Annotated in this window: 12 protein-coding genes; 5 read left to right on the plus strand and 7 right to left on the minus strand. The window is 71.8% G+C overall.

Annotated elements, in window-relative coordinates; translation table 11 throughout:
- Window positions 1–618 precede the first annotated feature (618 nt).
- Window positions 619–2,283 carry a fumarate hydratase gene (locus tag ACF089_RS12890; RefSeq protein ID WP_392025458.1) on the minus strand — a complete coding sequence of 555 codons (1,665 nt, stop codon included), beginning with the start codon at window positions 2,281–2,283 and terminating at the stop codon, window positions 619–621.
- Between the two features lie 171 nt (window positions 2,284–2,454).
- On the opposite strand from ACF089_RS12890, the gene ACF089_RS12895 reads away from it, so the two are divergent.
- Together ACF089_RS12895 and ACF089_RS12900 are read left to right on the plus strand one after the other, a co-directional pair.
- Complete coding sequence (locus ACF089_RS12895) at window positions 2,455–3,135, plus strand: DUF1707 domain-containing protein (RefSeq protein ID WP_392025460.1); 681 nt, start codon at window positions 2,455–2,457, stop codon at window positions 3,133–3,135.
- A 153-nt stretch (window positions 3,136–3,288) separates the two neighbouring features.
- The gene (locus tag ACF089_RS12900) at window positions 3,289–3,642 is read left to right on the plus strand and encodes a WhiB family transcriptional regulator (protein WP_392025461.1); all 354 of its coding nucleotides are present in this window, start codon (window positions 3,289–3,291) and stop codon (window positions 3,640–3,642) included.
- A 130-nt stretch (window positions 3,643–3,772) separates the two neighbouring features.
- Here ACF089_RS12900 and glpX read toward each other — a convergent pair whose 3' ends face one another.
- The gene (gene glpX, locus ACF089_RS12905) at window positions 3,773–4,801 is read right to left on the minus strand and encodes a class II fructose-bisphosphatase (protein WP_392025463.1); all 1,029 of its coding nucleotides are present in this window, start codon (window positions 4,799–4,801) and stop codon (window positions 3,773–3,775) included.
- A gap of 151 nt (window positions 4,802–4,952) precedes the next feature.
- On the opposite strand from glpX, the gene ACF089_RS12910 reads away from it, so the two are divergent.
- Window positions 4,953–5,507: a DUF4245 domain-containing protein gene (locus ACF089_RS12910; protein WP_392025465.1), complete on the plus strand. Its 555-nt coding sequence runs from the start codon at window positions 4,953–4,955 to the stop codon at window positions 5,505–5,507.
- 84 nt (window positions 5,508–5,591) lie between these two features.
- Here ACF089_RS12910 and ACF089_RS12915 read toward each other — a convergent pair whose 3' ends face one another.
- The 4 genes from ACF089_RS12915 to ACF089_RS12930 all read right to left on the minus strand — a co-directional run bounded on the left by ACF089_RS12915 (window position 5,592) and on the right by ACF089_RS12930 (window position 9,514).
- Window positions 5,592–6,182, minus strand: a complete 591-nt coding sequence (locus ACF089_RS12915; protein WP_392025467.1) for a malonic semialdehyde reductase — start codon at window positions 6,180–6,182, stop codon at window positions 5,592–5,594.
- Window positions 6,183–6,322: 140 nt separating this feature from the next.
- Entirely contained in the window at window positions 6,323–6,592 is a 270-nt protein-coding gene (locus ACF089_RS12920; protein WP_392025469.1) for an exodeoxyribonuclease VII small subunit, read from the minus strand.
- A 137-nt stretch (window positions 6,593–6,729) separates the two neighbouring features.
- Window positions 6,730–7,938 carry an exodeoxyribonuclease VII large subunit gene (gene xseA / locus ACF089_RS12925; RefSeq protein ID WP_392025471.1) on the minus strand — a complete coding sequence of 403 codons (1,209 nt, stop codon included), beginning with the start codon at window positions 7,936–7,938 and terminating at the stop codon, window positions 6,730–6,732.
- Window positions 7,939–7,978: 40 nt separating this feature from the next.
- Window positions 7,979–9,514: an APC family permease gene (locus ACF089_RS12930; protein ID WP_392025472.1), complete on the minus strand. Its 1,536-nt coding sequence runs from the start codon at window positions 9,512–9,514 to the stop codon at window positions 7,979–7,981.
- A gap of 78 nt (window positions 9,515–9,592) precedes the next feature.
- Between ACF089_RS12930 and ACF089_RS12935 the strand changes: the two genes are divergently transcribed.
- Window positions 9,593–10,642 (plus strand): 4-hydroxy-3-methylbut-2-enyl diphosphate reductase, encoded by a 1,050-nt coding sequence (locus ACF089_RS12935; RefSeq protein WP_392025474.1) that lies wholly within the window; start codon window positions 9,593–9,595, stop codon window positions 10,640–10,642.
- A 30-nt stretch (window positions 10,643–10,672) separates the two neighbouring features.
- On the plus strand, window positions 10,673–11,419 hold the full coding sequence (gene ppgK, locus ACF089_RS12940; protein WP_392025475.1) for a polyphosphate--glucose phosphotransferase: 747 nt from the start codon (window positions 10,673–10,675) through the stop codon (window positions 11,417–11,419).
- A 135-nt stretch (window positions 11,420–11,554) separates the two neighbouring features.
- On the opposite strand, the gene ACF089_RS12945 is transcribed toward ppgK, so the two are convergent.
- On the minus strand, window positions 11,555–12,127 hold the full coding sequence (locus tag ACF089_RS12945) for a DUF6542 domain-containing protein (RefSeq protein ID WP_392025477.1): 573 nt from the start codon (window positions 12,125–12,127) through the stop codon (window positions 11,555–11,557).
- Between the last annotated feature and the right edge of the window lie 142 nt (window positions 12,128–12,269).

The raw sequence follows: 12,269 nt of genomic DNA on the forward strand, positions 1-12,269 counted from the left end.
CGGGGCTGTTCGGCTCAGGTGCGCTGTGGCGCGGGTATGCCCTCAATCGCCGGGCGGGCTGGGTTTGCTCGGACTGGGTAAATCCAGCCTCGCCGGCGTCTGAGGCGCGGGGGCTGGTTCCCGACGGGGGCCCGGGGGGTGCGGGTGTGCCCTCAATCGCCGGGCGGGCTGGTGGTGGCTGGCGTGGGTGTGCTTTCGCCGTGCGTGCTGGGTAAATCCAGCCTCGCCGGCGTTTGAGGCGCGGGGGTTCGGGGGCTGGTTCCCGGCGGGGGCCGGGGTGGTGCGGGTGTGCCCTCAATCGCCGGGCGGGCTGGTGGTGGCTGGCGTGGGTGTGTTTTCGCCGTGCTTGCTGGATAAATCCAGCCTCGCCGGCGTTTGAGGCGCGGGGGTTCGGGGGCTGGTCCCCGACCGGGGCCCGGGTGGTGCGGGGGCGTGGCCGACAGGCGCGGGGCTCACCGCGTGCGCCCGAGCCGCACCGCATGCGCACCGCATGCGCCCGCGAAGCCCAGCGCCGCGCCGCCGCCCGCGACCTCGGCCCGGGCGGCGACCGGGCCCAACGCGGTGCCGAGGCCCAGGCCCCGCCCGGGGGCCGTGGGCCCGAGCCCCGGCCCCGTACCGCTAGCCGAGCCCCGGCCCCCGTACCGGGATCGAGGTGAAGGTGGGCGCGGGCGCGGGCTCGGTGAAGAAGTCGTTGCCCTTGTCGTCGACGACGACGAACGCGGGGAAGTCCTCCACCTCGATCCGCCAGACCGCCTCCATCCCCAGCTCCTCGTACTCCACGACCTCCACCTTCTTGATGCAGTCCTGCGCCAGCCGCGCCGCCGGCCCCCCGATCGACCCCAGATAGAACCCCCCGTGCGCCCCGCACGCCTCCGTCACCTGCCGCGACCGGTTCCCCTTCGCCAGCATCACCTTCGACCCGCCGGCGGCCTGGAACTGCTCCACGTACGAGTCCATCCGGCCCGCCGTCGTGGGTCCGAACGAACCCGAGGCATAGCCCTCCGGGGTCTTCGCGGGCCCGGCGTAGTACACCGGGTGGTCCTTCAGGTACTGCGGCATCTCCTCGCCCGCGTCGAGCCGCTCCTTGATCTTGGCGTGGGCGATGTCCCGCGCCACCACCAGCGGACCGGTCAGCGAGAGCCGGGTCTTCACCGGGTACTTGGTCAGCTCCGCCAGCACCTCGTCCATCGGCCGGTTGAGGTCGATCCGGACCACGTCGGCGTCGTCGAGGTGCTCGTCCGTCGTGTCGGGGAGGAACCGCGCGGGGTCCTTCTCCAGCTGCTCCAGGAAGACGCCCTCGGCGGTGATCTTCGCGACCGCCTGGCGGTCGGCCGAACACGACACCGCGATCGCCACCGGCAGCGAGGCCCCGTGCCTCGGCAGCCGCACCACCCGTACGTCGTGACAGAAGTACTTGCCGCCGAACTGCGCGCCGATGCCGATCCGCTGCGTCAGCTCGAAGACCTTCTCCTCCAGCTCCTTGTCCCGGAAGCCGTGCCCGGTGGGGGAGCCCTCGGAGGGCAGCTCGTCCAGATAGTGCGCGGAGGCGTACTTCGCGGTCTTGAGCGCGAACTCCGCCGAGGTGCCGCCGACCACGATCGCCAGATGGTACGGGGGGCACGCGGCCGTCCCCAGCGAGCGGATCTTCTCCTCGAGGAACTTCATCATGGAAGCCTCGTTGAGGACCGCCTTGGTCTCCTGGTAGAGGAACGACTTGTTCGCCGAGCCGCCGCCCTTGGCCATGAAGAGGAACTTGTAGGCGCCGCCGTCGGTCGCGTACAGCTCGATCTGCGCGGGCAGGTTGGAGCCGGTGTTCTTCTCCTCCCACATGGTGAGAGGGGCCATCTGCGAGTAGCGCAGATTCAGCTTCGTGTACGCGTCGTGGATGCCGTGCGAGAGCGCCTTCTCGTCGCCGCCCGCCGTCAGCACGTTCTGCCCGCGCTTGCCCATCACGATCGCCGTGCCGGTGTCCTGGCACATGGGCAGCACCCCGGCCGCCGCGATGTTCGCGTTCTTCAGCAGGTCGAGCGCCACGAACTTGTCATTGGCGGAGGCGTCCGGGTCGTCCACGATCCGCCGCAGCTGCGCGAGGTGCGCCGGCCGCAGATAGTGCGAGATGTCGTGCATCGCCTCGGCGGCGAGCGTGCGCAGCGCCTCCGGCTCGACCTTGAGGAACGTACGGCCGTCGGCCTCGATGACGGAAACGCCTTCGGCGGTCACCAGCCGGTAGGGCGTGGTGTCTTCTCCCAGGGGGAGCAGATCTGAGTACGTAAACTCTGGCATTGCGGCCATTCCTCACTCGGCAGACTTGACGGACAGCGGCGCGGCTCCCAGCGTAGAGCGCGCCCGGCGGGCGTTTTCGGTGAGGTAAGGCTCACTGGAGCCGGACCCTCGGGGGCCGCCGCGCGGTGTTGCCCCTGGTCGCGATCTATCGCGTTTCGCTACCCTGGCTCCGTGGACCTCGAAAAGCAGCCCCAGAAGCCTGTCGTCCCCTCTGAGCCCGGCGCCGCCCCCTCTCGTGCCTCCGACGCCATCCGCGCGTCCGACGCCGACCGTGACCGGATCGCCGACATCCTCCGGGACGCCCTGGCCGAGGGCCGGATCGACCCCGAGGAGCACTCCGAGCGGATCGACGCCGTCTACCGCGCCAAGACCGTGGGCGAGCTGCAGCCGATCGTCCGGGACCTGCCGGCGACCCGCCGGGACGCCGCGGCCGACGTCCAGGGCCACGGGATCGGTGGCGACGGCAGCCCCGCCGAGAAGGTGATCGCGGTCTTCTCCTCCTCGACCCGCAAGGGGCGCTGGCGGATCGGCCCCCGGACGAGCGCCTTCGCGATCTTCGGGAACATCGAGATCGACCTCACCCAGGCGCTGTTCGAGCAGCGGCTGACGGTGATCGACGCCACCTCGATCTTCGGCAACGTCGAGGTGCGGGTCCCCGAGAACATCACCCTGCGCGGCAGCGGCAGCGGCGTCTTCGGAAACTTCGAGGTCAGCACCCTGGAGTCGACCCAGCCGGACGCGCCGGTGGTGGTCGTGAACGGGTACTCGGTTTTCGGAAATGTCGAGGCCAGACCCCGGCGTGGACACCGTGTCTCCGATCTTCAGCGCCGCCTGCGCAAATACCTGGGCTGACGGCCCCGCTCCCGGGACCGCTTTTCGGCCGCGCGCGCCCGCGCGTGGTTTCGCGCCCCCGACGGGTGCGCCACTCAGTGCATAGGAGTGCGTACAGCGGGTAGGGAGAGCTGCATCGTCTCTCGCTCGCGAAGCCGTCGTCAGGAGTAGACCGTGCTGCAACTGCCGTACCAGTCCTTGCAGGTCACCGCTGTGCCGCCTCAGCGGGTCCCTGCGAGGGAAGACCAGGACGGACCCTGGCACGCGGAGGCGGTGTGCCGTCGGGACGAGGCCGGACTGTTCTTCGCCCCCTCCAAGGAGCCGACAGCCGCACGGCTGTCCCGTGAGGAGGCCGCTAAACGGGTCTGTGCCCGCTGCCCCGTGATGGTCGAGTGCCGGGAGCACGCGCTGCTCCAGCCGGAGCCGTACGGAGTGTGGGGCGGGCTGACGGCGGCCGAGCGCAGGGTGGTGCTGGCGCGGCGCAGGCGGCGCGACGTCGATGTGAAGAAGGACCGGTCCGCGGCCTGAGCCGGATCTCCGGCCAGGGGTCGCCCACCGCACTGGGCGACCCCTTTCTGTGTGCGTGTGCTCGTACGCGCCTTCCGCGCGCGTGCGCTTCTCCGTGCGCCCCCGGTTTCCCGCGCGGGCGCTCCCGGGGCTACTGCGCCCGGTCGAAGTCGATCTGGCTGTAGGCGCGCAGCTTCGACAGCCGGTGCGTGGAGTCGATCTGCCGGATGGTGCCCGACTTGGAGCGCATCACCAGGGACTGCGTGGTGGCGGTCTCGCCGCCATAGCGCACCCCGCGCAGCAGTTCGCCGTCGGTGATGCCGGTCGCGACGAAGAAGACGTTGTCCCCGCGGACCAGATCGTCGGTGAACAGCACCCGGTCCAGGTCGTGGCCCGCGTCCAGCGCCCGCTGCCGCTCGGCCGCGTCCTTGGGCCAGAGCTTGCCCTGGATCGTGCCGCCGAGGCACTTGATCGCGCAGGCGGTGATGATCCCCTCGGGGGTGCCGCCGACGCCCATCAGCAGATCGACGCCGGTGCCCTCGCGCACGGCCATGATCGCGCCGGCCACATCGCCGTCGGAGATGAACTTGATCCGGGCGCCGGTCTCGCGGATCTCCTTGACGATCGACTCGTGGCGCGGCCGGTCCAGGATGACGACGGTGACGTCCTCGGGCGCGGAGCGCTTGGCCTTGGCGACCCGGCGGATGTTGACCGAGACGGGCGCGTTGATGTCGACGAAGTCGGCCGCCTCCGGGCCGGTGACCAGCTTGTCCATGTAGAACACCGCCGACGGGTCGAACATCGCGCCCCGGTCGGCGGCGGCCAGCACGGCGATCGCGTTGGGCATGCCCTTGGCCGCCAGCGTGGTGCCGTCGATCGGGTCGACGGCGATGTCGCACTCGGCGCCGGTGCCGTCGCCGATGTGCTCGCCGTTGAAGAGCATCGGCGCCTCGTCCTTCTCGCCCTCGCCGATGACGACCACGCCGTTCATCGAGACGGTGTGGACGAGGGTGCGCATGGCCTTCACGGCCGCGCCGTCGGCGCCGTTCTTGTCGCCGCGCCCCGCCCAGCGGCCGGCGGCCATGGCGGCGGCCTCGGTGACCCGGACCAGCTCCAGGGCGAGGTTGCGGTCGGGAGCCTCGGGCGAGACCTCCAGCTGGGACGGCATGTGCTCGGTCATCGGAGCGCACCTTTCTGTACGGCGACGGCCGGAATGAGGGTTTTATGGAGGTTTCCGGGGGAGCCCCCAGGAAGACACATTATCCGCCCATCAGCAGAATGAGCAGTGGGGCCCACGTTTGAGCGAGCATCCCGGATGCGACGATGGGGGCGTGGCAGGTATGCGAGGCAGACAGACGATCCGCGACATGATTCTTTCGATGGTGGCCATCGGGGGCGTCGTCGGAGTGATCTACCTATTTCTTCCGAACGACGACGAGGGCGATCCGCTCAAGCGGGTCGACTACCGCGTCGAGCAGGTGACGGCGCAGCGGGCCGCGCCCTATCCGATCCTCGCCCCCCAGGGGCTGCCCGAGGAGTGGAAGGCGACCTCCGTCTCGTACAAGGGGCACGAGGGCGACGCCTGGCACCTCGGGTTCCTCGACCCGGACCGGCAGTACGTGGCGGTCGAGCAGTCCACGGAGGCCCGGGGCAAGTTCATCCCGAAGGTCACCCACCACGCCGAGAACACCGGCAGGACGCAGCGGATCGGCGGCGAGACCTGGCAGCGCTGGGAGGGCGAGAAGTACAACGCCCTGGTGCGCGAGAACGAGGGCTCGATCACGGTCGTGACCGGGACGGCGTCGTCGGCCCGGCTGGCGGAGATGGCGGCCTCGCTGGAGTCGAAGCCGCAGCCGAAGCCCTCCGCGCCGGCCCCCAAGGCATAGACCCCGGACTTCCGGACCGGCATGACACAGGGCCGCCGCACCCGGCAGGGGTGCGGCGGCCCTGTGCGTCGTCCCGGGCGGCGGTCAGACGGTGGTGACCACGTCGTCGTAGTCCAGGCGCGGGGAGCGCGGGAAGGAGGCGTCCTCGCCCGGCCGGCCGATGTTGACGATCATCAGCGGGGTGTGGTCGTCGTCCAGGAACTCCTTCTGGACGCCGGCGAAGTCGAAGCCCGTCATCGGGCCCGCGGCCAGACCGGCGGCGCGGACGCCGACGATGAAGTAGGCGGCCTGGAGCGCCGCGTTCAGGCTGGCGTTCGACTCGCGGGTCGGGCGCTCCGCGAAGAAGACGTCCTTGGCCTGCGGGAAGTGCGGCATCAGCCGGGGCAGCTCCTCGTGGAACTCATTGTCCGCGGCGAGGATCGCGACGAGCGGGGCGGTGCCGGTCTTGGCCCGGTTGCCCTCGGACATGTGCGGCACCAGCCGCTCACGGGCCTCGGGGGAGCGCACCAGGACGACCCGCATCGGGTTCTGGTTGAAGGCCGTCGGCCCGAACTTGACGAGGTCGTAGATCGCCTGAACCTGCTCGTCGGTCACCGGGTCGGCGGTGAACGTGTTGGCGGTACGGGCCTCGCGGAAGAGGAGATCCTGCGCGGCGGGGTCAAGGACGAGGGGCATGCTGGCGTGCCTTTCGGGGCGGTGTGGGCGTACGACCGGGTGCAACCGTAACGCAGTAGGTTAAATTTCAACCAACTCGCGACGGTGAGGCGACTCACACCCGCCCGGGTGCCCGAGAACCTCGCTGACCTGGCCTCACCTCATCCCGCGCTCTCGTCGTCGCCCTCCGTGCCCGGCTCTCCGCCGCCCGTCCGGCCGTCCTCCTCCGGAGCCCTCAGCGCCGCGTCCAGCCGGGCCCGCGCGCCCTCCAGCCAGTGACGGCAGATCCTGGCCAGCTCCTCGCCGCGCTCCCAGAGGGCGAGCGACTCCTCCAGCGTCGTGCCGCCCGCCTCCAGCCGGCGCACGACGTCGATCAGCTCGTCCCTGGCCTGCTCGTACCCGAGGGCGTTGTCATCCGTTGTGGCGGTCATGCGATCCATTCCTCTTGCTGGGGGTGAAGCGTGCGTGTGTACGTGTGCGACGCGCGGGCGGTGCGTACGGGCGGGCGCGGGCCCGTGGGCCCAGGGTGCGGACCGGGCTCATGGGCGCGGGGCGGCGGGCGGGCGGCTCACTCCGTCACCCGCACCGTCAGCTCGCCCTCCGAGACCCGGGCCCGCAGCGCGTCGCCCGCCGCCACCTCGGCGGCCGAGCGCACCACCGCGCCGTCCGCGCGCTGGAGCACCGCGTAACCCCGCTCCAGGGTCGCCGCGGGGGAGAGCGAGACCACCCGCGCCCGAGTGTGCGCCAGCTCCGACTCGGCACGGTCCAGCAGATGCCCCAGCACCCGCCGGCTGCGGGCCAGCAGCGCGTCGGTCTCCGCCTCCCGCTCGTCGACCATCCGGTGCGGACGCTCCATCGACGGCCGGGACAGCGCGTGGACCAGCCCGCGCTCCTCCCGGTCCAGCAGCGCCCGGACCGTCCGCAGGGAGCGGTCCCGGAGCCGGCGCACCCGCTCCAGCTCCTCGCCCACGTCCGGGACGACCTTCTTCGCGGCGTCCGTCGGCGTCGAGGCCCGCAGATCGGCGACCAGGTCCAGCAGCGGGGCGTCCGGCTCGTGCCCGATCGCCGAGACGACGGGCGTCCGGCACTCGGACACGGCGCGGATCAGCCGCTCGTCCGAGAACGGCAGCAGATCCTCCACGCTGCCGCCGCCCCGCGCCACGACGATCACCTCGACCTCGTCCAGCTCGTCCAGCTCCCGCACGGCCCGGACCACCTGACTGACCGCGTGCACACCCTGGACGGCGACATTGCGCACCTCGAAGCGGACGGCGGGCCAGCGCCGCCGCGCGTTCTCCAGGACGTCCCGCTCGGCGGCGGAGGCCCGGCCGCAGACCAGACCCACCCGGTGCGGCAGGAAGGGGAGGGGCTTCTTCCGGTCGGCGGCGAAGAGCCCCTCGGAGCCGAGCCGCCGCTTCAGCTGCTCCAGCCGGGCGAGCAGCTCGCCGATCCCGACCGGCCGTATCTCCACGGCCCGCAGCGAGAGCTGGCCCCGGGGCGCGTACCACTCGGGCTTGGCGTGCACCACGACCCTGGCGCCCTCGGTCACGATGTCGGCGACGGCGTCGAACACCTGCCGGTAGCAGGTGACGCCCACCGAGATGTCGTGCGACGGATCCCGCAGGGTCAGAAAGACCACGCCCTGGCCGGGCCGCCGCGACAGCTGGGTGATCTGCCCCTCCACCCAGACCGCCCCGAGCCGGTCGATCCACCCGCCGATCAGCCGGGACACCTCGCCGACGGGGAGAGGGGCTTCGGGGGACGTGTTGAGAGCCATACGGGCGAGCGTAACGGCCCGCTCGGACAATCCCCGGCGCTCAGCGCCCCGCCCCGCCGCCCGGCCCCGTACCGCTCCCGGGCCCTTCGTCCCCGGGCCCTTCGCTCCCGCCCGGCCGTCCCGTACCCCCGCCGTCCGATTCCGTACCGCCCGGCCGTCCCGTGACGCCCCCGGGCCCCCTGCCGCCCCCGGGCCCCCCGGTGTCCCCTGGGCGTGCCGAGCGGCCCCACAGCAACGCGAGCACCACCAGCCCCACGCCCAGCCACACCACGCCCACCACCTGCGAGGTGCCGGAGGCCTCCACGATCACCGCGATCAGGATCGCCGCGCCCAGCGCCGGGGCCACCAGATGCCGCAGCCAGTGCGGCGGCCCCTCCATCCGGCGGACCACGAACCAGCCGATCACGCTCGCGTGCAGCAGGACGAACGCCGTCAGCGCCCCGATGTCCACCACCGACACCAGATGGCTCAGACCGTCCGCCCGCCGCGCCGCCCACACCGCCGCCACCAGGTTCACCGCCGCCGCCAGCAGCAGCGCGACCCGGGGCGTACCCCGGTCCGTCCGGGCCAGCGCGCGCGGCAGCCGTCGCTCGCGCGCCATCGCGAAGAGCAGCCGGCCCGCCGCCGCCTGCCCCGCCAGCGCCGCGAACGCCGCGCCGATCGCCTTGCTCACCGCGATCAAGTCGTGCAGCCAGGACCCGACCGACACGTCCACCGCGTCGTAGAACGCCGCCCCCTGCCGGGACGGATCCGCCGCCAGCTCCGCCGACGAAACCGGTGCCAGCAGCGCCGCCAGATAGGTCTGTACGAAGAAGAGCACCCCCGCGAGCGCCAGACAGAACAGCACCGCCCGGGCGACCTTCCGCGAACCCCCGGTCACCTCCTCCGCGAAGGAGGCGATCGCGTCGAAGCCCAGATACGACAGCACCGCGATCGACACCGCGCCGAAGACGGCCGTCATCGAGAACGCGGTGTCGCCGACGAGCGGCGAGAGCCAGTCCCGGCTCGCGCCGTCCTGGACCAGCACCACCACCGCCGACACCACGAACACCAGCAGCACCACGATCTCCATCGCCAGCACCGCGAAACCGACCCGGGCCGCCGCCCGCACCCCCCACAGATTCAGCAGCGTGGTCACCACGACGGCGATCCCCGTCCACACCCACCGGTCCACCTGCGGGACCAGCGCCTCCATCGCGATCCCCGAGAACAGATACGCCACGGCCGGAATCAGGAGATAGTCGAGCAGCGCCATCCATCCGGCGATGAAGCCGGGCCCCTCGCCCAGCGCCTTGCGCGCGTAGGTGAAGACCGATCCGGCCTGCGGCGCGACCCGCACCATCTGCGCGTAGCTGAGCGCGGTGAAGGCCATGGCGACGGTGGCCACCGCGTACACCAGCGCGACCGCGCCGTGCGACTTCGCGTCGAGCGCGCCGAAGACCCCGACCGGCGCCATGGGGGCGATGAACAGCAGCCCGTACACCACAAGATCGCGAAATCCGAGGGTCCGCCGAAGCCCGCCGGCGCCCTCGGCCGTGCCGTCGAGCGGCCCGGACCCGTCCGTACCCGCGGCCATCCGGGCCTCCCTCCGTCGCGTCCGTCCCCAAGTCTTCCCCCGGGCGGTGATATCCCGCCTGTTCTGAGCGGCCTTACGATGGGGGGCATGACTGCTACGACTCCTGCCCGCCGCGTCCTCCTCGCCGCCCCCCGTGGCTACTGCGCGGGTGTGGATCGCGCCGTGATCGCCGTCGAGAAGGCCCTGGAGCAGTACGGCTCGCCGGTCTACGTCCGCCACGAGATCGTTCACAACAAGTACGTCGTCCAGACGCTGGAGCGAAAGGGCGCGATCTTCGTCGAGGAGACGGCGGAGGTCCCCGAGGGATCCATCGTCATGTTCTCCGCGCACGGCGTCGCCCCCGTCGTCCACGACGAGGCCGCGCAGCGCAATCTGGCCACCATCGACGCCACCTGCCCCCTGGTCACCAAGGTGCACAAGGAGGCCGTCCGGTTCGCGGCCGACGACTACGACATCCTGCTGATCGGCCACGACGGCCACGAGGAGGTCATCGGCACCTCCGGCGAGGCCCCCGACCACATCACCCTGGTCGACGGCCCCGACGACGTGGCCCAGATCGAGGTCCGCGACGAGTCCAAGGTCGTCTGGCTCTCCCAGACCACCCTCTCCGTGGACGAGACGATGGAGACCGTCGACCGGCTGAAGGAGAAGTTCCCGCAGCTGATCTCCCCGCCGAGCGACGACATCTGCTACGCCACCTCCAACCGGCAGATCGCCGTGAAGCAGATGGGGGCCGCCGCCGAGCTGGTCATCGTCGTCGGCTCGAAGAACTCCTCCAACTCCGTCCGCCTGGTCGAGGTCGCCCTCGGGGCCGGCGCGCGCGCCGCCCATCTGGTCGACTTCGCCGACGAGATCGACGAGGCCTGGCTGGAGGGCGTCTCCACGGTCGGTCTGACCTCGGGCGCCTCCGTACCGGACGTCCTGGTCGAAGACGTCCTGGAATGGCTGTCCAAGCGAGGTTTCGAGGACGTCGAGCTGGTGAAGGCCGCCGAGGAGACGATCACCTTCTCACTGCCCAAGGAGCTGCGCCGCGATCTGCGCGCCGAGGCGGCCGCGCTGATGGCGCAGGCGGGGGCCTCCGGAGCCGGCGCGTCCGGGTCCGGGACATCCGGGGCGTCCGACAAGTAACAGTCGGGAGCTGCCCTTAACGTTGGGTCCATGAACGTCTTCGGAGTGGACATCGGCGGCTCGGGCATCAAGGGCGCTCCCGTGGATCTGGAGCGCGGCGAACTGGCTCAGGAGCGCCACAAGGTGCTGACACCGCATCCGGCGACGCCGGACGCGGTGGCGGACGGCGTCGCCGAGGTGGTTCGGCACTTCGACTGGTCCGGTCCGGTCGGCATCACCTTCCCCGGCGTGGTGACGGGCGGTGTCACCCGTACCGCGGCCAATGTCGACAAGGGCTGGGTCGACCGGGACGCCGCCAAGCTGCTGAGCGACCGGCTCGACGGGGCCCGGGTCACCCTGCTGAACGACGCGGACGCGGCGGGCGTCGCGGAGATGACCTTCGGGGCCGGCCGGGGCCGCAAGGGCACGGTGATGCTGCTGACCCTCGGTACGGGCATCGGCAGCGCGGTCTTCATCGACGGGCGGCTCGTGCCCAACACCGAGCTGGGCCATCTGGAGCTGCACGGCCGCGAGGCGGAGAAGCACGCCTCCACCAAGGCCAAGGAGGACGAGGACCTCAGCTGGCACCACTGGTCGCGGCGGCTGGAGAAGTATCTGGCCCATGTGGAGATGCTCTTCTCGCCCGAGCTGTTCATCATCGGCGGCGGGGTGAGCCGCAAGGCGGACAAGTTCATCCCGCATCTGGAGGGGATCCGGGCGGAGATCGTCCCGGCGGAGCTGCAGAACAACGCGGGGATCGTGGGCGCGGCGATGGCGTCGGCGGGAGACGGGGAGTGAGCGGCCTCCCGGCCCGGGGCGGCCGGCTCCCGGCCCCGGGGCCCGGCCGTCCTCACCGCCGGGAGGCGCGCGCCGCGCCGAGGCGCTTTCGCGGGTCGGCGACGCTTCTCTGACCGTCGCCCGCCCGCACGGCCCCTAGCGGCGGCCGGGGGAGGGCGGCGGACCGGGCCGTACCCGCCGCCGGCGGCGTCCCATCTGCCGTACCTTCCGTACGCAGGCGATCAGCCCCGCGACCAGCGTCCCCCCGTACAGCCAGCCCGCGTGGACGGCGAGCGAGGTGACCACGGCCATGATCTGCCCGCCGAGCCCGCCCTCCCCGCCGGAGATCGGCACGATCCCGGCGGCGAAGGCGATCGGCACGCTGATGGGGGCGGTGACGATGTCCGCCTCCCGCACCCAGAGCGCGGTCAGCGCGCAGACGGGCAGGAAGAGCACCCCGTACACCACCGCGGATCCGTCCAGCAGCAGCCAGTCCAGAGCGCCGATCACCAGCATGGCCACCGCGGCGAAGAGCCCGCCCCCGAGACCCGTCAGCCGGGGATTGGGCAGCCTGCGCAGCGCCAGCACCACCGGCGGCGCCGGGCGGACGGGCCGCGCGGGGGGCCGTACGCCGTACACGGCGGGGCCCTCGGCGAGAGCGCTCTGGGGCGAAAGAGGCGGCTGGGGCCGCTGTCGGCTCTGAGGGGGACGGGTCCTGGGCTGCTCCACGCCACCAACGTAGGCGGCGAGTGGGGAGTAATCAGGCACAGGACACGCCCTTTGGATGACCTTGGCGAAAGGTTCGACTGCGGGACGCCGTCGCTGCCCGCTTCCCCCCGCCCGTAAACTGGGGGATCGGCCCCCGTCCGGG

This window comes from Streptomyces sp. NPDC014894, from assembly GCF_043080985.1.
Taxonomy (GTDB): domain Bacteria; phylum Actinomycetota; class Actinomycetes; order Streptomycetales; family Streptomycetaceae; genus Streptomyces.

Bases quoted from the DNA above. Each gene is read 5' to 3' on its own strand.
- glpX (WP_392025463.1), bottom strand. From the start codon at position 4,801: ATGACCGAGCACATGCCGTCCCAGCTGGAGGTCTCGCCCGAGGCTCCC.
- ACF089_RS12935 (WP_392025474.1), top strand. From the start codon at position 9,593: ATGGGGGGCATGACTGCTACGACTCCTGCCCGCCGCGTCCTCCTCGCC.
- ppgK (WP_392025475.1), top strand. From the start codon at position 10,673: ATGAACGTCTTCGGAGTGGACATCGGCGGCTCGGGCATCAAGGGCGCT.
- xseA (WP_392025471.1), bottom strand. From the start codon at position 7,938: ATGGCTCTCAACACGTCCCCCGAAGCCCCTCTCCCCGTCGGCGAGGTG.
- ACF089_RS12930 (WP_392025472.1), bottom strand. From the start codon at position 9,514: ATGGCCGCGGGTACGGACGGGTCCGGGCCGCTCGACGGCACGGCCGAG.
- ACF089_RS12920 (WP_392025469.1), bottom strand. From the start codon at position 6,592: ATGACCGCCACAACGGATGACAACGCCCTCGGGTACGAGCAGGCCAGG.
- ACF089_RS12915 (WP_392025467.1), bottom strand. From the start codon at position 6,182: ATGCCCCTCGTCCTTGACCCCGCCGCGCAGGATCTCCTCTTCCGCGAG.
- ACF089_RS12890 (WP_392025458.1), bottom strand. From the start codon at position 2,283: ATGCCAGAGTTTACGTACTCAGATCTGCTCCCCCTGGGAGAAGACACC.